This window comes from Nonomuraea sp. NPDC048892 (genome assembly GCF_040649735.1).
In the GTDB taxonomy this organism is placed as follows: Bacteria; Actinomycetota; Actinomycetes; order Streptosporangiales; family Streptosporangiaceae; genus Nonomuraea; species Nonomuraea maheshkhaliensis.
On sequence record NZ_JBEZFZ010000002.1, the window covers coordinates 339732 to 361131 of the forward strand.

The following is a 21400-nucleotide window of genomic DNA, read 5'->3' on the forward strand; positions in this document are numbered from 1 at the left end:
GAGCTGATCTTCCCATCGCTGTCGCCCCACTGGGGGAAAAGCACGGCAGGAGGGGGGTGTCACGGTGGAGCGCCCAACTGGACGAACGACCGTGACACCCCCCTCCTGCCGTGCTCTCGTAGTTGGGGCGACAGCAATGGGAAGATCAGCGCCTTCACGCTAAGCCCACCTACGGACGGGCTGGGCCGCTCGAATGATCATCCTTGAGCGGAGCCCCCGCCGGAGGCTGCTTGAAGGTGCACCAACAGAGTGAGGTCAGATTTCCTCTCTGCGGAAACTGAACTCGTTGGCGGTCACCCCCCTGACGAAAGCGCGCCACTCCGTGGGGGTGTAGGCAATGGAACGGTGCCCCGAGTCCGTGAGGACTACAGCGGAAGATGACACTTCAGCGAAGGGACACCGCTCCCCGCGAGCCCCGACGATCAATGTGTTCCACTCGGGATAACTATAGGAAAGCAGCCCTGCGGCAGGGTTCTTGCTGTGACGGACCAACACGGACTCGGCAGCCGGAGCCACCTCGACGCAGCTCTGACCGTTCCCGCTAAAGGTGCTGATGCGCCAGGCGAGGTTGGAAACGTTCAAGTTCGTCGCATCTCCCTCTCAATTCGGATCCTCACTAAGAGTCGTCAACAGCGTGATGGTTTCTTGCGGTGCCAAAGCTACCGCTCGTAGATGCTCAAATACCATGTTATGCCTGGCTAGCTCCTCCTCCTCTTCAAGGAAGAGGTCACCCCCCATGCTGTCGATGTAGACGATGTCAGGGGCCAGCGCACCGAAGCGAAGGATCACAAAGGACCCTGGCATACCCGGATGAGCGCCTGCGTCGAACGGGACAACTTGAAGGGTGATGTTGGGCTGTCGTGCTTGGTCGGCGAGATGACGAAGCTGATCCCGCATGACGGCCGTTCCGCCGACTCGGCGATGCAAGGCAGCTTCGTCGATCACTGCCCAAAAGTGCGGAGAAGATGAAGAAGGAGAAGCGGCAAGCAAGCGTTGCCGCGTCATGCGAGCGTCAACACGCTCCTGAACTTCCTCAGCGGTAGCGAAAGGGAGAACCCCGGTGATGACGGCGGTGGCGTAGTCCCGCGTTTGAAGCAACCCCGGCACGAAGATCGTTTCCGCGTTAAGGATCTCGCGCGCTTCTTCCTCGAAGTTGATGTACGCGGTGTACTGCTCAGGCAAGTCCGTGTCCGTATTTAGCCACGACTTCTTGCTAGCGTGTTTGAGCAGGTCAAGGAGCGTTGCCCGCTCGGTCGGCGGGACCTGGTAGGCAGCGAGTAGAGCCTTGAGAGTACGAGCCTGAGGCTTCGTCCTGCCCGTCTCGATCCTGTAGAGCGTCGTGACGTTGACGGACGTCTCCGCCGCTACATCCTCCTGCGAAAGCCCGGCGTTAGCCCTGTACCTGCGTAGCGCGGCGGCCAGGGTTCGCAATCGGGCGCTGGGCGGCTGGCGTCTCGGTGGCACCTGCTCATCATGTCGCATCTGGGGATCACCTTGCATGTAGACCTACCTGTTCGACGTTTGCAGGGTATGCATTTAGCGGCCTTGCATTTGCATGCCATGGAGGTGCACACTGGGCCTAGGCGTCAGGGTCTCAGGCGGGGCGACGTGACGGGAGCTGAACGAGCAAGCCGACAGCAGAAAGTGCCGGAGTCGTGCCGGTGTGGAGGCGAGCGATGAGCACGCACGATCAGACAGCACAGGAGGCGCGTGAGATATGCAGCGCAGAAGGTCAGTACCTCTGCCTGGTCAAGGTCGCATGGCAGCTCAGAGCCCTGAACCTGAGCGTCCGGCTCGAACTGTTGAGAGCGACGGACCCGGCCGTAGTGATCAGTACCGCGCGAGACACGGTGAAAGTGACGGCGACACTGCGCGAGGGAGCTTGGGCGCTGGCATGGGGGCGGGGGCGACGGGCCTGGGTTGCGGCGGAGGACAGCGAGGCTGCTGTGCGAATTGCCGAAGCGGTGGGCCTGTAGATAGCGGCTTTAGGCGGTTCATGCCGACCGCAGCCGCAGTTCCTTCGGCGCGTCATTTCGTACAAGAGAGAATGGCAGAGCTGGGGTATAGACGCTTCGCAGATGATGCCGCACTAGTCGCGAGCGAATTAGTTACGAACGCCGTAGAAGAAACTGAGCGGCACGAAAACATCAAGCTTTATGACGGCAAAGTGCCGTTGGAACAAATACTCGCTGAGGGGACCTTCGCCGGTTGGTGGAGACCATGGCTTGTGTGTGTGAGCGTATATGCGCATCGGAGGCAAGGGGCCGTAATAGAGGTCTGGGATTGCAGTCGTATACCGCCTAAGCCAGAGCGAGAAACAGATTCCCTCAAGATGACGGGTCGAGGGCTGGCCATCGTTGAGGCAGTCGCCAAAGTATGGGGGTACAGATTCCCGCGATGTGGCGGGAAGGTCGTCTTCGCTCTACTCCAAAACAACACGCGGGAAGTTTGATATGACGCCACGGAAAGAACAGCTCATCTCGAATGAAGAGCTAAGGGAGCGGTACCCGAGAGAATCAATGCAGGAGATCGCGAAGTCAGTAGGAGTAGGGCGCGAAACGGTGAGCAGGTGGATAGCTAGCGCGGGGATTGTCGTCGATCAACGGAAAAAGCCGCTCCTCTCAGAGGAGGAGCTAAGGGAGCGGTACCCGAAAGAGTCAATCAGGGCAATTGCAAAATCCTGCGGAGCGGGGCCCGTAGCGGTGAGGAGGTGGATAGCTGACGCGGGGATTGTCATCGGTGTGCGAGAGTCGCGAAGAGCACGCATGAAAACTGGAAAGCTAACAGATAGAGAAATAGTAGCGATGTACGTGAAGGAGAAAAAAACGATAAGCGATATCGCTCGCGCGGCGGAGGTTAGTACTGGATTAATCACGTTCAGATTGCAAAAGGCTGGCGCAAGGTTGCGCGGTCGAGTGGGGCGCAAGTGTCCGGTATCGAACAGAAAGCTTCTAGCTATTTACGGCAGAGTGGGCTCGGTTAGAGGGGTCGCATCAGAACTAGGAGCAACGCCGTACTACGCGAAGAAATGGCTCAAGAATGCGGGAGCGACGGTTCCGCGAAGTGATACGGGACGCGAGTCAAGATTGCGATTGCTGGGGTGAAACCGAAAAAGTCGAGGGTGAGGACTTGGACCCTGGCGATGAGCGAGGAGGAGGTTCGTCTTCGCCTGGCGAAGGGGGCGACATATAAGGAAGTAGCGAAGGAGTGCGGAGTAACGCCAGGGCTATTGACTAAGCGGCTAAAAGCTGCGGCGGATAATCGGCGGAAAGATTCGAGCTGGTCAGAGGCCGAATTGAGCGACCAATCGGGCAAACCTCATATCTACGTTTTGGCGATGACCGGGGAGATGCCGGATCATCTGGTGAGGTGGAAAGAGGACCTCGATTACTGGAGTTCGGTCGATGTGCTGTGCGGGCAGGGTGAGTGCCTGCTTCGGGTTCGGGGGCCACGAGCGAGCGGGGAAGCTATGAGGTGGGAGATTAAGGAGGACTCGGTGTGTTCAGTATGTAGAGAAATAGCATTGTCAGGGATTCAGGGAAAAGGGGCATAGGGTGAGTAGGAGCACGCAAGACGAAGCTCGGGCGCGCGTCATGGAAGCTGGCAGAGAGCTTTTTGGAACGCGTGGTTACGTTGATGTTCGACACGACGAAATAACGAGGGCGGCGAAGATATCCAACAGAAGATTCTATACGTTATTCCGGGATGTAGGGGCGCTGCTATCCGCAGTCGTACTCGACGTGTCGGAAGAGGTAGAAGCGGTGTTAAAGGTCAAAGCTGAGGAGGGGGCGGAGAAAGCATTAGAGGAACAAGTAGGAGACATCATTGAACGCTATGTGCGACTGATGACGGAAAACCCGAAGCTGCTCCGAATCCTTCATTGGGAGTCACATCACGTCAAAGTTGGGGGACGGTGGCGGGGGGTGTTGATGAGCACACTAGAGCCGTTATTGAAGGAACATGGATTGAGCGAGCGCATGATCCGCGTACGCCTGGTATGTGTTCTAGGGGCGATCGATGGGGTACTGATGGACTGGCGTGAGGGAGGGGGGTTAAAAGCTAGTGAAGTGGCTGGAATAGCCGTGCGTGTGTCTAAGAACGTTTTCTCCCTTGCGAGCGGCAAACGGGAGAGCGACCCGGGTCATACCGACTAATGGGGAAGCCTTTCCGGTGGCAGCCGGAACGGTTCCCCAGAATTGAGTATTTGTCGAGAGAGGAGAGCGTTTGAGAGAAGTTACATAGGTAGGCCACTTAATTGATGCGAGAGCAGAGGCCCCGGTGACGCCAGAAGGCGGCTGGGGTCTCTGTTTTTTATGTGACCTATGGGACGGCTGATAGCTTTCCGGATTCGCGCAATTCCCGAAACGAAAGTTTCCTGATGTGGCGTGAACCTTTCTTTGTTGCATGTGCGTATGACTGGACGATCAACCAACCCGAAGAAAAGGAAGTCAGTCATGCGCAGAACAACCGCGTTCACGGTGAGCGTTCTGGCGAGCGCCGCGATCCTGTGGCCCACGGCAGAAGGCGCAGTAGCGAGTACCGAGAGCACGAGGCAGGCAGCGGCGGTGTGCGGTCAGTCGTTCCCGGTCTCCTTCTCGGGGCGTCCGGTCGTGGCGCGTCAGAGGACGCTGACCATGACGGGTACGAACGTCAGCATCAGGGAGTTTCCGTTCATCAACGCAGAGGTCCTGCGGTCGAAGCCGACAGGGAGCAAAGCCCGGTCCTGTGGGTTCCTCCAGGGGGCTCGGATAAACGCCTACACCAACAAGTGCGGGCGGTCGGGTAACACCTGGTGGGCCGTGAGAGGCAACTTCGTCAACAACTTAGGTTGGCGTGTCACGGTCGGGTACATCTTCGCAACCTGCGTGACGGCCAGCACGAGATGACCTGAGTAAGCGGTTGCCGGTCGAATGCCGTAGGCACCCGTAAGGGCGGCAGCCGTTCAGGCTGCCAGTTCAGCCGGCGACCGCTTACGACCCTTTTCGAGACAGATCTAAGCACAATGGATCCTTTGAGAAGGGTCGGCAGAAATGTCGGCAATGTCGGATAGGGCGTTGCCACATCAGGCCCGGTCGCTCCTGGAGCTGCCAGGCCGGGACCGGCCGCTAGGCCGCATGCCCGGCCTGGCAGGGCGGCGGGGACGCCGCCCCTTGATACCTCATAAGAGAAATTCGGCAACTTAACGCCGTGGACTGAGCGATACGACTAGCAGGTTCACGGAGAGTCGATCTCGCCTTAAGGTGAACGAGATCAGGTGCACGGACGAATCCGACTCTGCGCGGGAGTGATGCCGTGAACGAGAACGAGTTAGAGGTTAGGACGGGGCGTTTCGGACAGGAGCTAAGCCGAATTCTGGGCGAGAGCTCCAGAGCTGACCGAATCCAGATATTAGTGGATCATGTCGGCTGGCTAGTGGGGGAAGAGGGTGACTGGCCGTGGGTCGGGGAGCTGGCGCGCGTTGCGAAGTCCGCACACCTGACGCTGGCCGAAGTGCGGGACGTGTCGTCAGAGGTGGCCTGGCGGAGTAGGCAGGCGGGCGAGGAGATGCCGCCCGCTGATCTTGCGCCGGATAAGGGCATCGACGCGGAGGTTTTCGGAATCGTCCTCGCGTATGTGCGTGGCCAGCGTTTCCGGTTTGACTTCCGATTCCAAGAGCTTTATTCGGCCGCCGAAGAGTGGCGGCGGATCTATCCCGATGACGCGCTCATGTGTGCGTTCGGCGCTTTCGCGGCGTGTGGACTGAGACTCCCCGATGGCCTTTCGCTTTTCCGGGCGTCGGTGGAAGCAGCAGACGCGGATAAGGTATCGCGGCACGTGAGCCTTACGGCGGCGTGGATGGCGCAGTATCTTCCGGAGCAAGCAACGCTGATACTTGAGCTGGCGGGTCGGATGATCACGCTTGGCGAAGGTGACGCGGTTCTCTATTTCCGGAGAGCAAGGGGCCATAGTCGGCTGGGACAATACGAAAGGGCTCTGGACGACATATACCGAGCAATGGATCTGCTCGGCTCTGGGCAGACCGATGTGCATGCGGATTACGTACGCGAATGGCAGATCATCTGTGCCGAAATGGCGATGGAGCAGAAAGCAAGGGATCTCGCAACCGAAGTAGTGGCTAAAGCACGAGAAGAGGCAGAGGCCAGAGTCAAGGCGGCTGAGGCCATGGTTTCGGATGGGCTCGCACGTGTAGTCGAAATTCTGGGACTGTTCGTGACGCTCGTAACCTTCGCGGTTGGTGGCGGGGCTCTGCTGCTCATGCGGACAACGAACTGGACCCAGGGACTTACGACGGTTGCGATAATCGGCGGCGGGTCGCTTGGTTTCTTCATGCTTCTTCGGTGGGTCGTCTGGGCGAAGAGGAGGCGTATCTAGGTGGAGGCGTATTACCCGCGACTGGTCGAACCGGTGCGCAGGATAGGGAAAATAGACTTTGACTTCTCCCGGCATATCGCGGTGATGGCAATCATCAATCGCACGCCGAATTCTGGGCTTGACCCGAATCGGTCGATGTCGGTGGAGCCCCTGATAGCAACGGCAGAGCGGGCAGTAAGAGAAGGGGCGGAGTGGGTCGATGTAGGCGGGCGGGCATTCCGTCCTGGTCGGGTGGTCACGACCGAAGAGGAGATCAACCGCGTTACGCCGGTAATCCAGGGCATTCGGGGAGTTACGGATGCCGTGATCAGCGTGGATACGCATCTCCCGGAAGTGGCGGAAGCGGCTTTCGAGTGTGGGGCCGATGTCGTCAACGACACGAACGGTCTGAGGACGCCGGGCCTGGCGGCGCTGGTAGCGAAGACAGGAATGGGGGTGGTGATAACCCATAGTCAGAGCGGACCAGCGGACCCAGACATCAGAACGCCTTACACCGATGTGGTGCGGGATGTGTGTGACTTCCTGCGCGATCGGGTGACCATGGCTCTGAACGCTGGAATCAAGCCAGAGAAGATTTTCATTGATCCGGGACACGATCTCAACAAGACCACGGCAGAGTCAATCGAGGTGACTCGGCGACTGGCAGAAATAGCCGTGCTGGGCTTCCCTCTGGTGGCGGCAGTGTCAAATAAGGACTTCATAGAGGAGAGCCTAGAAGCGGAGCGGGGTAGCGATGAGGTGAGGGTGGGGACTGTCGCTACGAATACGATCTGTGCCTATCTGGGGGCGCGGGTGATACGCGTTCACGAAGTCGCTCCGAATGTCACGGCGATGAAGTCGGTGGAAACGCTGCTAGGTATGGCCTAGAACCAGGACGGCGGGAACGGGAAGGGCCAGCCTCTATGCCGTAGGCACCCGCTAGGGCAGCCGTTCAGGCTAGTGAGGCCGGCGCTTCCCGTGGCCGATTTCGGAGGCGCGGTATTCGCGCGTGAACTACGGCGGGAACAGCGGGCCAGAGGCACGCATGACGGCGGTCAACCCGTGGGGGTTCCCAAAATAGCTTCTAAGATGTAGGAACGGTGCGCCATTGACTAGCTTGGGGAAAGGCGCTGCCTGGTGTGCAAGATGAAGAGGTCGGCTCGGAACACACTGTGGGTAACTGCTACGGGCTTTGTGTCGGCGTAGTGGATGCGTCGGACAGTGAGAACGGGTGTGCCGGGCGGAATCCCCATTAGGTGTTCTTCTTCTGGCGTCGGCATGCGAGCGCTGGTCATCTCGTCCACATCCGTAACGCCGATTCCGACCCTAGAGAAGCGGGAGATGGTGTCCGGCTGAGTAGAAGTTTCACCGGGTGCTGGCTGCACGGTAGGAGTGCCGGGAAACAACGGCTCGTAATACTCGGACATCTCGATGACATCGCCGTTAACAGTCCAGCGGTAGAGGATTTGTGTCACGCGGTCACCTGCGGACAAACCCAATTGCTCGGCGATATCCGTGGGAGCGCTTATCTGGGAAACGTGCGCGCTGAGGGCGCGGTCTTCCCCTTCGGCGTCCGGGCGAATGTCTCGGCCGTCCCGCTCCGAAATGATCGGTGAGGGCGTGTCGGCTACGAGAGACCCTTTGCCCTGCTTGGTGATGATCAAGCCCTGACTGCGGAGGCGGGCGAGAGCGGCGCGGGCTGTGTTGTCCGAAACATTGTGCTCGCGGGCAAGCTGGGCATGACTCGGCACAAGATCGCCGGGCTGCATGTCACCGCTGCGGATCTTCGCGCCGATGCGGTCCGCGATGCGGACGTAATCGGGTGTGCGCTGGGTCACAGTTATACCTTCCGGGAATGTGTGCCAACTCTGTCTACAGTGTGGGCTTAGTGTACGAAGCCCACAGCCCCTACGCATCGTGTAGGGCAAGAGAGGAGACAGATTGTTACAGGGACCCATCCCGGTTCATCCGGATACGGTCTTTCCCCACGGGTGCTACCTCGTGGGCGAGGTCGAACCGGTCCGTGACTTCGACCAGAGCACGAAGGACAAGCCGGTTCAGGCACGCGACAAGCTGAGCCAGGAGCCGGTTTGGCAGGTGGCGGTCATGGACGGGGACCCCAAGTGCAAGCCGTCGCAGAAGACGGTCACGGTCAAGATCGCGAGCACCGATCAGCCTGTGGCACCGGCACTGACGGCAGAGATGCCGATTGTGCCGGTGACCTTCGAACACATGTGGGTCACGCCGTACGTGGATCAGCGCACGGGGCGGCTGGCCTACTCCTTCCGGGCGTCGGGCATGAAGCCCAGCGGTCGGCGGGCGGGTAACACGGCCACGGGGGCGGCAGGGGGCACGGCGTGATGGAACGGGGGAACACGGGGGGCGCGGGGTACACGTACATCGAAACCGGGGACGATCAGGCGGTGGCGGTCAGCTTCTATGACGCGCGGGTGCGGGCCTGGACTGGGGTGGTGCAACCGGAGTACGGACGCCCCTATCTCCACATCGGTACGAGCCTGGCGGAAGTGACGATCTCGACCACGGGCGGCGGGCCGGTCACTCCGGCTGATGTCGAGGCGGCACGGCGGATCGCGCGGGCGGCGGCGACCTACATGGACGCGGTCTGCCTGGCTTACAAGCGGCAGAGCGGCAACGAGGCGTAGGAACAACGGCGGGGAGGCTGGCAGCGCGTCAGTCTCCCCTACGTCGCACAACAACCCATCGTCTACCCAAGAAAGGCGAGCGACGTAACGATGTTCAAGCGCCTTCCCGGCGACACGTCGGGGCTGGTGACAACGACTCCGGAAACGTCGGTGGTGTTCGCGCCCACCGTCATACGGACGCCAGCGATTGTGACGCTGGTCATCTGGGCGTTCCGGTTGGTGGCAGGGGTCGTCCGTCTAGTGATCAGGCATCCGATCGCGGTGGCGGTGACGGGCGGGACGGCGGCGCTGTGGGTTCGCTTCGACTGGCAAGAGGCGGCCATGGTGACGGGGGTCATGCTGGCTGAGGTCGGTCTCCTGTGGGTGGTCGCGCCTCGCCTGTGGGCGCGGTGGATCGGCTGGCGGCTGGTGGCCTGGGCGCGGATGACGTTCGTGTACGGGCCACGCTGGCAAAGCACGATGGCCATAGCGGGCCTGACGGCCTCCATCAAGGGGCGGGTCTTCGTGCCGCGCCTGGTGCGGGTGCGGTGCTCGGGGTGGGCTGATGTGCTGACGGTGCGGATGCTGCGCGGCCAAGCACCTGGGGCGTGGGCAGAGCGAACGCCTAACCTGCTGAGCGGACTCGGCGGGGTGTCGTGCCGGGTAGCCGTGCTGAAAGGAGCACGGCTGCGGGTGACGATCGTGCGGCGCGATGAACTGGCTGTGCCGCTGGCTGCGCTGCCGGTCCCGGAAGTGGCCACGGTCGGGCCGGTGGAGATCGGACGGCAGGAGAACGGGGAACCGTACCGGCTCAAGGTGCACGGGACACATGTGCTGGTCGCTGGGGCAACGGGAGCGGGTAAGGGCTCCTACATCTGGAGCGTGATCCGGGGCCTGCTGCCTGCGATGGCTGCGGGGCTGGTGGAGGTGTGGGCGCTCGACCCCAAGCGTATGGAGCTGTCCTTTGGGCGGCGTCTGTTCGGCAAGCGGTACGCGGCCACTCCGGAAGAGTGTACGGAGCTGCTTGAGCGGGCGGTCCGGGTGATGCAGGAGCGGGCGGACCGGTACGCGGGTCGGCGGCGGTCACACGTGCCGACACCGGATGATCCGTTCGTGCTGGTGATCGTGGATGAGGTCGCGTTCCTGACGGCCTATCAGGAGGACCGGGGACTGCGTCACCGGATCCTGGCGGCGCTGGCCACGCTGACGACACAGGGGCGCGCGGTCGGGGTTGGGGTGCTGGCTGCGCTGCAAGACCCGAGAAAGGAGGTGTTGACGATCCGGAACCTGTTTCCCGACAAGATCGCGCTGCGACTGGATGAGGCGGAACAGGTGGACATGGTGCTAGGGGACGGGGCACGGGATCGCGGGGCGCTGGCGGATGAGATCTCACAGACGCAAGTGGAGGGCGCGGGCGTCGGCTACGTGCGCTTAGAAGGATCGCCGGACCCTGTGCGGGTGCGGGCGGCGTACGTGTCGGACGACGACATTCGGAACATGGAACGCGGCTATGGCGTGGACGGGGGAACGTGGTGAAAGAGCTGCTGAGGGCGCTCGGGTGTATGCAGTGCGGGGAGGAGGCGCTAGTCCTGGACGTCGTGCGGGCACTGGTGGAATGCGGCGCATGCGGGGCTAGGGCGGCTGTGCAGGTGGAGAACGGGGATGCCGGGCGGGAGGAGACGGACCGCTGAACGGCGAAGAGTTGCGCGGCGCTGGTCATCTGGCGGCGGGCGCTCGGTCTCTGGAGATGGCGGAAGCGGCGGCGGCGGAGCTGGGCGGAGTGTGCGTCCGGCCGCTGCCGTTTCGCGTTCATGACCGGGTGAGCGGGCGTAGCTGGGTGGTAGAGGTCGCCTGCGGGGCGCTGGTAGCGAGCAAGTGTCCGGGCTGTGCGGAGAACGCGCGGAAGATTCGCACGGCGCAGTGTCGTGAGGGTTGGCATCTGGAAGAGGAGCCGGAAGCACGGGGGAAGGAGGAACAGGACGGAGCAGGGCGGGCCGTCAAGCTGACTGTGTCACCCGAAGGGCGAGCGGAGCGAGGGTTGCCGGCGCGTGCTGCGGCCGGTGCGAGTACGGATGACCAGGGGAAAGAGCGGGTGGTCCGCTCGACGCGGCGGCGGCAGGACGCGGCGAAGCTGCCTAGGCGGCGGCGCGTGGATGGCACGTTGGGGCGGACGTACGGCGACGGGAACGGCCGACTGTATCGGCCGTCCATGTTCCTGACGCTCACGCTGCCCTCATACGGTCCCGTGCGTGACGGGGTGCCGGTGGATCCGGCGGCGTATGAGTACGGGCAAGCGGCGGCCGACGCGATGCACTTCGGGAAGCTGGTGGATCGCTTTGTGCAGAACCTTCGCCGGGTGGCGGGCTATCAGGTCCAGTACTTCGGGGTGGTCGAGCCGCAACGGCGGTTAGCGCCGCACCTGCACATGGCCTTCCGGGGAACGCTGCCTCGGCGGGAGCTGCGTCAGATCGTGGCGGCTACCTATCACCAACTGTGGTGGCCTGCGGATGGCAGGCCAGTCATGGAGGGGGCGGGGCATCCGGTCTGGTCTGAGGGCGCGGGCTACGTCGATCCGGTGACGGGGGAAGTCCTGCCCACGTGGGAGGAGGCGCGGGAAGAGGTGGACGTGCCGCGTCACGTGCTCCGGTTCGGGCGGCAGATGAGCATGCGGGGCGTGCTGGTCGGGAGCGAAGAGGCGAGTAAGGGGGTGTGGTACCTGGCGAAGTACCTCACGAAGTCGATGAACGAGGCTCTGTTGAGCCGGTGGGGCGCGCTGAGCGGGGCGGAGCAGGCGCACGCGGCACGGCTGATAGAGGCGGTGCGGGTGGAGCCGTGCTCTCCTGAGTGCGCGAACTGGCTTCGTATCGGAGTTCAGCCGAAGTCGGCCAGAGCGGGCCTGCGGGCGGGGCTTTGTCCTCGGCGGGCGCATCGGGCCGATCGGCTGGGCTACGGCGGACGGCGGGTGCTGGTCTCGCGCCGGTGGTCGGGGCGGCGGGTGAGTGACTACAAGGAGGAGCGACGGGCCTGGGTCCTGGAAGCGCTGGGGGCGGAGGAGGAAGAGGCCGCAGCAGAAGAGGGGCGATACCTGTGGGAGGCGGCTAAGGAAGGTGAGGAAGGGGTGCCACCGCTGGCGGCGCGCGTGTGGCGGACGGTGCGGCAACGGCGGGCAGCGTACGAGGCGATAGCGAAGCGAAGGGAGGAGGCGGGACGGTGCGGGGGTGAAGAGGCGAGGGACGCAGTCGAGTAAGAGCGCGCCGAAGGCACGATGTAGGGCTGACGGGGTGTGGACGGCAGGTGCAGGTAAGGGCGGCGGTCAGCCATCGCGGACCCCTGGGAGGGCGGGAGGGCTGGCCAGAGGAGGTGACGGGGACGGCGCGATCAAGGGCGCGGGGGCACGGGGACGCTTCCCGGCGCGGTGCTGGGGAGCGCGGGAAGGATCATGCCGGGGATGGGAGATCCTTGACGGGGCAACCTCCTTCGGCGGAGATCGATGAGGAGAGAGCTAGGAAGATCAGGGAGATAGTTGATCAACTGCCTCCCTTGACCGAAGCGCAGAGAGACCGGCTGGGGCTGCTGCTGGGCTAGGCCGGAGCTGGGGACACAGTGAGCGCTCCCGTCGTTGATGGCGGGAGCGCTTTGTGCTGTCAGGCCACAGCTCGCAGTCTCGGGGAGTTAGCGCCGGTGATATCGACTCTGTCGGCGGTCGGGACGTAGCGGCGGCCCTTGCCAACCGGAATCAGCGTGACTCGGAGCACGGTTCTCAGGATCTCTCGGCGTTGACCTAGGTCCTTAGACAGGTAGGTCTTGCGGGCGTCGTCGCTGACGGCGAAGTCAGCTAGCGGGCTCTCGGGGCTGGCCTTCTTTAGCTCGGCTGAGATCTCGGCAAGACGCGCGTCTGCGGCGGCCATACCGATGTCGTAGACGTCCTCAGCCATCTGTCCTAGAGCAAGCTTGGTGGCGAGAGTGCGCCGGTTGGCGTTGAGCATGACTGCTTCTTCACGGAGAGCTGTTGCGTCCACTGCGGCGTGCAGGGGCAATAATGCGGCGGCATCGTGGCGTCCGAGACGTTCGATGAGAACGTCTTCGATGAAGGCGTCTATTTCTTCGGCTGGATGTAGACAGTGTCCGTGCTTGATGCAGACGTAGCACGGTCGGCCGTTGCGGACTCTTTGCTTAACGGTGGTGCCGTCGTTGCAGTCGCCGCATTCGTAGATGAGTGATCCAAGCCACTTGGGAGTGTTGCCCCCGGACACATCGCGGCTCGGATCATTGAGAAGAGTGATAAGCGCCTGGCGCGTGTCCTCGGGAATGATCGGCTCAAACATGTTGTGCTTGAGAATCTTGCCCTGGTAGACGGTATGGCCTGACACTCGGGGGTTGGTCAGTATCGCTTTGATCGTTCGGGAACCCCACCGCGTGTTATCGGTGACCGTGCCCTTGCGGCGGAAAATACGCCCGTCCGTCCGTGACTGCGTCGGAACGCCTCGCGCGTTGAGATCGACCACGATGTGCGCCATGGGAACGCCTGAGAGGATCTTCTTAGCCCACGTCCGGATTTCCTCGGCTTCTTCCGGCCGGTGCTTCGACATGTCCCAGACCGGATGATCCTCGTAGATGCGATCCATGGGCGGGGCTTTGGGGTTGATGCACCGGGACCGTACGCGACCAGTGTCAACGCCCCAACCGTAGGGGCGGACTCCGCCTCCGTAGGCACCGGTGCGGGCTTGACGCTTGCGGGCCAGTGCCACACGTTCCCCGCGCTCCTCCGACTCGCCCTGTCCGTCTAGGGTGTCTTGGAGGAATGCTTTCCTGCCCGCTGCCTTCTCGAAGTTGTACCAGCCAGCGCAGTGTGAGTAGACCCGGACCTTGTACTTACGAGCAAGCCTGATGAACGCGGTTGCTTCGTCGATAAGTCGGTGTAGGCGCTTGGCGTGCCAGATGATGAGAACACCGATTGTTCCGGTCTTGATGTCCCTAAGAAGTTGCTGATACTCGGGCCGCTCCACCCCAGAGAACGCGCTGATGTCGTTGTCCGTGTAGGTCTTCGCGATGGACAGTTGCAGCTCGTCAGCAGATTCCTCGCAATCAAGGTGCTGGGAATCAACGCCTTCGCCAGCATCGATCCTGTCCCTGCTGATCCGACAGTAATCGACGGTGAGGCGAGTAGCGGACGCTAACAGGTCGGTCATGTCTCCCCCTTACTTCTATTCTGCTTTATGTACCTAACTTATGCGTGGGGAAGTCGACCACGATGCGCCTCGTCCTCGGCCTTGACCGGCCCAGCGCCGGCACCGCGCTCGTCGGCGGAGTCCCGTACCACCGGATCAGGTACCCCCTGCGCACGGTCGGCGCGCTGCTCGACGCGCGTGCCGTGCACCCCGGCCGCAGCGGCCACGCCCACCTGGTGGCGCTGGCCCGCAGCAACGGGATCGCGCGGCGACGGGTCGGCGAGGTGCTGGAGACCGTGGGCCTGGCCGGCGCGGCGCGCAAGCGGGCCGGGACGCTGTCCCTGGGCATGAGCCAGCGCCTCGGGATCGCCGCGGCGTTGCTGGGCGACCCCGAAGTGCTGATGTTCGACGAACCCGTCAACGGGCTCGACCCGGACGGCGTGCGGTGGGTGCGCGGGCTTATGCGGTCTCTCGCGGAAGAGGGCCGGACGGTGTTCGTCTCCAGCCACCTGATGAGCGAGATGCAGCTCACCGCCGACCACCTCGTGGTGATCGGCAGGGGCCGGCTCATCGCGGACGCGCCGCTGGCCGACGTCATCGCGGGCAGCTCGCTGACGGCCGTGCTGGTCCGCACCCCGCACGCGGACGCCCTCGCCGCCCGGCTGCGCGCCGCCGGGATCGCGGTGGACCGGTTCGGCGAGAACGAACTGGAGGCCACCGGCGCCCCCGTCGAACGCGTCGGCGACCTGGCCCACGAGGCCGGGATCCGCCTGCACGAACTGCGCACCAGACAGGCGTCCCTGGAGCAGGCCTACCAGGAGCTGACCTCGGACAGCGTCGAGTACGGAGCGGGCCGATGAGCGCACAGGCGCGGACGTTGTGGCAGGTGGCCGGGGCGGAGTGGGGGAAGTTGTGGTCGGTCAGGTCCACCTGGTGGTGCCTGGCCGGCGCGCTCGTGCTCACCGTGCTGACCGCCGTCACGCTGGGCGGCTCCACCGTCACCGACGCCCTGCGCGACGGCGCGGCGGGCGTGCGCGTCACGGCCAGCGAGCCCGTGGTCTCGGCCACGTCGTTCGTCCAGTTCGCCCTGGTGGCCCTGGCCATGCTGACGATCACCACCGAGTACGCCTCCGGCGGCATCCGCGTCACGCTCCAGGCCACGCCCGTGCGCGGCATGGTGCTGGCGGCCAAGGCACTGGTGGTCGCCCCCGTGATGTTCGTGGCCGGAGTCCTGTCCGGGGCGGTGGCGACGGCGGCGGTGTACCTGCTGCTGTCCATCGACGTGTTCGGCGGGCTCGTCGTGCTGCCCGCCGCCGACGTCGCGCTCGACCTGCTGGGCACCGGCGTCTTCTACGCCTTCGTCTCGGTGCTGACCCTGGGCGTCGGCGCGGCCGTGCGCAGCGCGGCGGGCACCCTGACCGTGGTGTTCATGCTGCTCATGGGCCTGCCGCTGATGCTGCTGATGACCGGGAGCCAGGCGGCGGTGTACATCTCGATGCGCCTGCCGATGTTCGCCGGGCTGGCGTTCATGGGCAGCACCGACAATCCGACCGGCGGGCCGATCCCGTACCCGGCGGGGGAGGGGCTGGCATGGCTGGTGGTCTGGACGGCGGCGGCGTTGGTGGCGGGCTTGGTCGTGATGCGCCGCCGCGACGCCTAGACTTCACGCCCGTGTGGGGCGGCCGGATCGTGCGGACGGCGGCCGGGGTCCTTCTCGGAACGGTTCTCGGCCTCGCCGAGCTGGCCTTCCTGTGCGCGGCGGCCCCCGCCTCCCTCGTCCCCGCGCTGCGTCCCGCCCTCGCCCGCGTACGCGCCCGCCTCACCGCCCTCGAACGCGCCCGCCTGTTCCGCTGGCTCGACCTGGACCAGGAGCAGGGAACGCGGGACGGCGGGTACACGTTCCTGGCCGCCCGCGCCGCCCTGTCCCTCCTCGGCGGGTACGTCTGCGCGTCCACCCTGTTCCTGGCCTGCCTGCTCACGGTCGGCGGCGCCTGGGACCTGATCAGGGACAGGATGGAGCCCGTCCCGCTCAACCTGCCCGGCGTCAAGATCGTGACCGGCAGCGGCATCCTCGGCCTCACCTTGGGAGCGGTCCTGCTGGCCGTGCTCGTCCTCATGGTCATGGCCCTGGCGGCACTGGAGCGCCGCCTGGCCGCCCGCTTCCTCGGCCCCGGCAGCCAGGAGCTCATGCGCAGGCGCATCGCCGAGCTGACCGCCACCCGTACCGGCATCGTCAGGGCCGTGGACGACGAGCGCCGCAGGATCGAGCGCGACCTGCACGACGGCGTGCAGCAGCGCGGCGTGGCCCTGGCCATGCTGCTCGGCCGCGCCCGCCTCAGCGCCGCCCCCGACAGGACCGCCGAGCTGGTCGACCAGGCCTACACCGAGGCCCGCCGGCTCCTCGACGAGCTGCGCAGCGTGGCCTGGCGCGTCTACCCGACCGCGCTCGACGAGCTCGGCCTGCGCGCCGCGCTGGCCGGCGTGGCGGAACGGTCGGACGTCCCCGTCACCGTGCACCACGGGCTGACCGGCCGCCTCGCCTCCGAGGTCGAGACGGCCCTGTACTTCGTCGCCCGCGAGGCCATCACCAACGCGGTCAAGCACGCCGGCGCGCATGACATCCTGGTGGTCCTGAGCGAGGACGAGCGGACGGTGAGCGTGGCGATCTCCGACGACGGCGCGGGCGGCGCCGACGCCTCGGGCGGCGGGCTGTCCGGCCTGGCCCGGCGCGTGCTGGCGCTCGACGGGACGTTCACCGTGGACAGCCCGCCCGGCGGCCCCACCCGGATCACCGCGACCCTGCCGAAGGCGCCGCCGTGCGGGTGATCCTGGCCGACGACTCGGTGCTGCTGCGCGAGGGCCTGACCCGGCTACTCGACGACGCCGGGCACGAGGTGGTCGCCGCCGTCGGCGACGCGCCCGCGCTGCTCGACGCCGTCGATCGGCACCGTCCCGACGTCGCCGTGATCGACGTACGCATGCCGCCCACCCACAAGGACGAGGGGCTGCGGGCGGCGCTGGAGATCCGCGAGCGGCTGCCGGGCGTCGGCGTGCTCGTCCTGTCGCAGTACGTCGAGCCGCACTACGCCGCCAGGCTCCTCGCCGGGTCCACCGAAGGGCTCGGCTACCTGCTCAAGGACCGGGTCTCCGAGGTCGGCGAGTTCCTCGGCGCGCTCGAACGGGTCCGCGCCGGCGGCACGGCGTTCGACCCCGAGGTGGTGCGCCAGTTGCTGGCCCGCACCACCCGCGCCGACCCGCTGAGCCGGCTCAGCCCCCGCGAAGGGGAGGTGCTGCGGCTGCTCGCCCAGGGGTTCGTCAACGTCGCCGTCGCCGAACGCCTGCACGTCTCGCTCAGCACGGTCGAGAAGCACGTCAACGCGATCATGGAGAAGCTCGACCTGCCCCGCGACCCCGGCTACAGCCGCCGCGTGCTGGCGATCCTGCGCTACCTGGAGACCTGAACGACCCCCTTCCCCGGCACGTCACGGATTGCCCGTCATGCCGCCGGGTAAGGGAGGACACTTGATCCGCACGACAGAGGGGGAAGGACCGCGAAATGACCGTCATGCTCTCCGACGGCCGCCCGATGCCACGCCTGGGGCTGGGCACCTATCCCATGCGCGGCGAGGCGGCCCGCCAGGCGATGATCCACGCGATCTCGCTGGGCTACCGCCTGATCGACACCGCCGCCATCTACGGCAACGAGGCCGAGGTGGGCGCCGGCGTCGCGGACGCGTCCGTGGCCCGCGACGAGCTGTTCGTCACCACGAAGCTGCGCGGCTCCCACCACGGCTACGACGCGGCCATGCGCGGCTTCGAGGAGAGCCGGGCCCGCCTCGGCCTCGACTACGTGGACCTCTTCCTCATCCACTGGCCGCTGCCCGGCCGCGACCTCTACACCGACACCTGGCGGGCCTTCATCCACCTGCGCGACCAGGGCCTCGCACGCTCGATCGGCGTCTCCAACTTCACGCCCACCCAGATCCGCCGGCTGGCCGACGAGACGGGCGTCCTGCCGGTCGTCAACCAGATCGAGATGCATCCCGGCTTCCCCCAGCACGAGCTGCGCGCCTTCCACGCCGAGCACGGCATCATGACCGAGTCGTGGAGCCCGCTCGGCGCCCGGAGCAAGCTGCTCGACGACCCGGCCGTCACCGACCTGGCGCTCGCCCACGGTCGTACGCCGGCCCAGGTAGTGCTGCGATGGCACGTGCAGGCGGGCGCGGTGCCCATCCCGAAGTCGGGCGATCCCGAACGGATGCGGCAGAACTTCGAGGTGTTCGACTTCAGCCTGTCACCGGAGGAGACGGCCCGCCTCGACGCCATCGACGGCGGCCGCATCGGCGCCGACCCCGACCACCACGTCGAACTCTGACCGCTCCGCCCGGTCTCCTTGGGAGGGTGGGGTTCCCCGGGCGAGGCTGCCGGGTGGACGCTCAGCCGCTCGTGGTCCGGTGTGTCTCCTGCGCCTTCGCGCTCCCGTCTTCCGTCGCCAGGGCCGTCGCCGGGGTGGGCAGGGCCGAGCGGCGGGTGGTGACGAGGACGATGAGGGCGGCCAGCAGGAGCCAGGCGGAGGTCATGACGATCAGCCAGGTCCAGCCCGCGTGCCCGTACACGACGGCGCCGGCCGTGCCGCCCGCGCCGCTGCCCAGGTAGTAGAAGAGGGTGTAGAGGCCGGCGGCCCTGCCCCTGGCGGGCGGGGGCGCGTCGGCGGTGACCCAGGCGTTGGCGATGGCGTGGGCGGCGAAGAACCCGGCGGTCAGCACGGCGAACCCGGCCACCACCACGGGCAGCGACGCCGACACGGTCAGCACGGAGCCCGCCGTCGTGACGGCCAGCGCGGTGACCAGCGCCGGCGTCCGGCCCAGGCGCGCCGTCAGGCGTCCGGCGGCGGCCGAGGAGGCGGTGCCCATGGCGTACGACAGGAAGACCAGGGAGGCGGCGGCCGGGGCCAGCGACAGGGGCGGCGCGGCCAGCCGGAACCCGGCCGCGTTGTACAACGCCACGAACGCCCCCATCCCCAGCGCCCCCACCACCACCGGCACCACCAGCCCCACCCGAACCCGGCCCCCGCCACCCGCGCGCGTCATGGCGTCCGTCGGGTCGCAGGAGCGGGCAGCGGGAGCGTGGTTCGCGTCCGGCGTGGCGACGCGCCGGGACTCGGATGTACGGGGGTCGCGGGGCAAGGTGGCGGCGGTGAAGAGGGCGCAGGCCAGGGAGACGGCCGCCACCGCCGCGAGGGCCCCGTGCCAGCCCAGGGGTTCGGCGGCGAAGCCGGCCCCCAAGCGGCCGAGCATGCCGCCGACCGAGTTGCCGGCGATCATCGCCCCGACCGCCCCGGCCAGCCGCGCCGTCCCGAGGGTGTCCGCCAGGTACGCCGCCGCCACCCCCGCGAACCCGGCGATGGCCACCCCCTGCACCGCCCGCATCCCCAGCAGCACGGGGAAGGACGGCGCCAGCGGCAGCAGCAGCCCGATGACCGCCGACAGCACCACCGACCAGACGATCACCCGCCGCCGCCCCACCGTCCCGGCGAACCAGGCCAGCGGCAGCACCGCCACGGCGAGCGAGGCGGTGGCCACCCCGATGGCCAGGGAGGCGGTACCGGGATCCAGCCGGTACGCGGCGGCGAGCTGCGGCAGGACGGGCTGCGGCGCGTACAGCAGGGCGAACGACGACAGCCCGGCCGCCGCCACGGCCACGCTGACCCGCCGCGTCCCGGCGGCGGCGGAGGGGACTTCGAGCACTACCACCCGACAAACGCTAAGCCAGGCTAATAAATACGTCTAATACGCATATAGGCGATAATTCATACTGTGATGGATGAATCGGATGACCGGCTGGCCGCCCGCCTGGCCCCCGTGCTCGCGCTGCTGGCCGCCGTCGGCGAGACCGGCCACGTGACCCGCGCCGCCGAGCTGCTCGGCATCCCCCAGCCCACGGCCAGCCGCCGCCTGGCCGCCCTGGCGGACCTGGTCGGCGCCCCGCTGGTGCTGCCCTCCGGCCGCGGCATCCGCCTGACCAGGGCAGGACGTACGCTGGCCGCCGCCTCCACCAGAGCCCTGGCCGTCGTGACCGCCGCCGCCCGCGAGGTGCGCGAGGACATCGACCCGGGCAGCGGCCGCATCGTGCTCGGCTTCCTGCACCTGCTCGGCCGCACCCTCGTGCCCTCCCTCATCGGCGGCTTCCGCGAGCGCAACCCGGACATCCGGTTCAGCCTGGCCCAGGGGTCCCGGCAGGACATGCTCCGGGCGCTGCGCGAGGGCGAGATCGACCTGGTGTTCGTCGGCCCCATGCCGCTCGACGATCCCGACCTGGTCAGCCGTCCGCTCGCCGACCAGGAGATGGTGCTGACGGCGCCCGCGTCCCACCGCCTGGCGGGCCGGCGCCGGGTGCGGGCCGAGGAACTGGCGGGGGAGGAGCTGGTGACGCTGGAACACGGGTACGGGGTGCGCCAGATCACCGACAGCCTGTGCGCGGCGGCCGGGTTCGAGCCGCGGATCGCGTTCGAGGGGCAGGAGACGGAGACCGTGCGCGGCCTGGTGACGGCGGGGCTGGGCGTGGCCGTCCTGCCCCGCTCCGAGCAGCCGCCGGCCGGGGGCGTGGTGGAGATCCCGCTCGATCCGCCGGTGTCGCGGACGATCGGGGTGAGCTGGCCCGCCGGTGAACGGCTCACGCCGGCGGCGCGCGCGTTCCGCGACCACGTCTGCTCGGGCCTGACCGACTTCGGCCCCGGCTTCCGCCCCCACACCCCCTTCTGAACGCACATGCACACCCTCTTCTGAACGCACATGCACGCGCCCTTCTGAACGCATGCGCCATTCCGAACGTCGTTCGGGCGGGCGCGGCTCCGCCAGACTGAGAGCCATGAATCATGACGGCGATGCGGGCGTGCCGGGCTCGCTGGAGCGGGTGCTGGCCGACGTGGCGGCCGAGCGGGTGGCGCAGGACGTGCGGTTCGGCATGCAGCTGCTGCCCGACGGCACCGGCGGCGAGGGGACGACCAAGGAGTCGGAGGAGGCCAGGCGCAGCACGGACGAGGCCGCCGGCGACGGGCGGCTGACCTGGCGGCACATCCTGGCGGAGGAGGTGATGGAGGCGTTCGCCGAGTCCGACCCCGAGCGCCTGCGCGCGGAGCTGATCCAGGTGGCGGCGGTGGCCGTCAAGTGGACGCAGGCCCTCGACCGCCGCCCGGAAAGTTCTACAGAACCTTGACGCGGCGCCCGATGGTTGTTGAAC

Annotated in this window: 22 protein-coding genes; 17 read left to right on the forward strand and 5 right to left on the reverse strand. The window is 66.1% G+C overall.

Features of this window, described 5'->3' with window-relative positions:
- Positions 1-255: 255 nt before the first annotated feature.
- Both AB0C28_RS07025 and AB0C28_RS07030 read right to left on the reverse strand, forming a co-directional pair.
- Positions 256-582, reverse strand: a complete 327-nt coding sequence (locus tag AB0C28_RS07025; protein ID WP_358073326.1) for a DUF397 domain-containing protein — start codon at positions 580-582, stop codon at positions 256-258.
- Positions 583-600: 18 nt separating this feature from the next.
- Positions 601-1482, reverse strand: a complete 882-nt coding sequence (locus AB0C28_RS07030) for a helix-turn-helix transcriptional regulator (RefSeq protein WP_358073327.1) — start codon at positions 1480-1482, stop codon at positions 601-603.
- A gap of 194 nt (positions 1483-1676) precedes the next feature.
- On the opposite strand from AB0C28_RS07030, the gene AB0C28_RS07035 reads away from it, so the two are divergent.
- From AB0C28_RS07035 to folP, 6 genes are all read left to right on the forward strand, one after another.
- The gene (locus AB0C28_RS07035) at positions 1677-1976 is read left to right on the forward strand and encodes a hypothetical protein (protein WP_358073328.1); all 300 of its coding nucleotides are present in this window, start codon (positions 1677-1679) and stop codon (positions 1974-1976) included.
- Positions 1977-1996: 20 nt separating this feature from the next.
- Complete coding sequence (locus AB0C28_RS07040; RefSeq protein ID WP_358073329.1) at positions 1997-2452, forward strand: ATP-binding protein; 456 nt, start codon at positions 1997-1999, stop codon at positions 2450-2452.
- A 1-nt stretch (position 2453) separates the two neighbouring features.
- Positions 2454-3104: a hypothetical protein gene (locus AB0C28_RS07045; RefSeq protein WP_358073330.1), complete on the forward strand. Its 651-nt coding sequence runs from the start codon at positions 2454-2456 to the stop codon at positions 3102-3104.
- Between the two features lie 450 nt (positions 3105-3554).
- Positions 3555-4154 carry a TetR/AcrR family transcriptional regulator gene (locus tag AB0C28_RS07050; RefSeq protein WP_358073331.1) on the forward strand — a complete coding sequence of 200 codons (600 nt, stop codon included), beginning with the start codon at positions 3555-3557 and terminating at the stop codon, positions 4152-4154.
- Between the two features lie 1138 nt (positions 4155-5292).
- Positions 5293-6372 carry a hypothetical protein gene (locus AB0C28_RS07055; RefSeq protein WP_358073332.1) on the forward strand — a complete coding sequence of 360 codons (1080 nt, stop codon included), beginning with the start codon at positions 5293-5295 and terminating at the stop codon, positions 6370-6372.
- Entirely contained in the window at positions 6373-7239 is an 867-nt protein-coding gene (gene folP, locus AB0C28_RS07060) for a dihydropteroate synthase (RefSeq protein ID WP_358073333.1), read from the forward strand.
- A 224-nt stretch (positions 7240-7463) separates the two neighbouring features.
- Here folP and AB0C28_RS07065 read toward each other — a convergent pair whose 3' ends face one another.
- Positions 7464-8189, reverse strand: a complete 726-nt coding sequence (locus AB0C28_RS07065) for a GntR family transcriptional regulator (protein ID WP_358073334.1) — start codon at positions 8187-8189, stop codon at positions 7464-7466.
- Between the two features lie 163 nt (positions 8190-8352).
- Between AB0C28_RS07065 and AB0C28_RS07070 the strand changes: the two genes are divergently transcribed.
- From AB0C28_RS07070 to AB0C28_RS07085, 4 genes are all read left to right on the forward strand, one after another.
- Complete coding sequence (locus AB0C28_RS07070; protein ID WP_358073335.1) at positions 8353-8712, forward strand: plasmid replication, integration and excision activator; 360 nt, start codon at positions 8353-8355, stop codon at positions 8710-8712.
- Positions 8709-9014, forward strand: a complete 306-nt coding sequence (locus tag AB0C28_RS07075) for a hypothetical protein (protein WP_358073336.1) — start codon at positions 8709-8711, stop codon at positions 9012-9014. Before AB0C28_RS07070 ends, AB0C28_RS07075 begins: the two co-directional genes overlap by 4 nt.
- Before the next feature lie 90 nt (positions 9015-9104).
- Entirely contained in the window at positions 9105-10529 is a 1425-nt protein-coding gene (locus tag AB0C28_RS07080; protein ID WP_358073337.1) for an FtsK/SpoIIIE domain-containing protein, read from the forward strand.
- A gap of 211 nt (positions 10530-10740) precedes the next feature.
- Positions 10741-12240 carry a replication initiator gene (locus AB0C28_RS07085; protein ID WP_358073338.1) on the forward strand — a complete coding sequence of 500 codons (1500 nt, stop codon included), beginning with the start codon at positions 10741-10743 and terminating at the stop codon, positions 12238-12240.
- A gap of 397 nt (positions 12241-12637) precedes the next feature.
- Here AB0C28_RS07085 and AB0C28_RS07090 read toward each other — a convergent pair whose 3' ends face one another.
- Positions 12638-14182 (reverse strand): recombinase family protein, encoded by a 1545-nt coding sequence (locus AB0C28_RS07090; RefSeq protein WP_358073339.1) that lies wholly within the window; start codon positions 14180-14182, stop codon positions 12638-12640.
- A gap of 44 nt (positions 14183-14226) precedes the next feature.
- Between AB0C28_RS07090 and AB0C28_RS07095 the strand changes: the two genes are divergently transcribed.
- The 5 genes from AB0C28_RS07095 to AB0C28_RS07115 all read left to right on the forward strand — a co-directional run bounded on the left by AB0C28_RS07095 (position 14227) and on the right by AB0C28_RS07115 (position 18536).
- Complete coding sequence (locus AB0C28_RS07095; protein ID WP_358073340.1) at positions 14227-15021, forward strand: ATP-binding cassette domain-containing protein; 795 nt, start codon at positions 14227-14229, stop codon at positions 15019-15021.
- Positions 15018-15821, forward strand: a complete 804-nt coding sequence (locus AB0C28_RS07100; RefSeq protein ID WP_357841613.1) for an ABC transporter permease — start codon at positions 15018-15020, stop codon at positions 15819-15821. Before AB0C28_RS07095 ends, AB0C28_RS07100 begins: the two co-directional genes overlap by 4 nt.
- Before the next feature lie 11 nt (positions 15822-15832).
- A complete protein-coding gene (locus AB0C28_RS07105) occupies positions 15833-16987 on the forward strand; it encodes a histidine kinase (protein ID WP_358073341.1) in 1155 nt (384 codons plus the stop codon).
- The gene (locus AB0C28_RS07110; protein WP_358073342.1) at positions 16978-17622 is read left to right on the forward strand and encodes a response regulator transcription factor; all 645 of its coding nucleotides are present in this window, start codon (positions 16978-16980) and stop codon (positions 17620-17622) included. The genes AB0C28_RS07105 and AB0C28_RS07110 overlap by 10 nt, the downstream gene beginning before the upstream one ends.
- Positions 17623-17717: 95 nt before the next feature.
- Positions 17718-18536 (forward strand): aldo/keto reductase, encoded by an 819-nt coding sequence (locus AB0C28_RS07115; protein ID WP_358073343.1) that lies wholly within the window; start codon positions 17718-17720, stop codon positions 18534-18536.
- A gap of 61 nt (positions 18537-18597) precedes the next feature.
- Here the strand turns inward: AB0C28_RS07115 and AB0C28_RS07120 are convergent, their stop codons facing one another.
- Positions 18598-19914 (reverse strand): MFS transporter, encoded by a 1317-nt coding sequence (locus tag AB0C28_RS07120; protein WP_358073344.1) that lies wholly within the window; start codon positions 19912-19914, stop codon positions 18598-18600.
- Between the two features lie 66 nt (positions 19915-19980).
- Between AB0C28_RS07120 and AB0C28_RS07125 the strand changes: the two genes are divergently transcribed.
- Together AB0C28_RS07125 and AB0C28_RS07130 are read left to right on the forward strand one after the other, a co-directional pair.
- Complete coding sequence (locus AB0C28_RS07125) at positions 19981-20922, forward strand: LysR family transcriptional regulator (protein WP_358073345.1); 942 nt, start codon at positions 19981-19983, stop codon at positions 20920-20922.
- 106 nt (positions 20923-21028) lie between these two features.
- Entirely contained in the window at positions 21029-21376 is a 348-nt protein-coding gene (locus AB0C28_RS07130; protein ID WP_358073346.1) for a hypothetical protein, read from the forward strand.
- Positions 21377-21400: the final 24 nt, after the last annotated feature.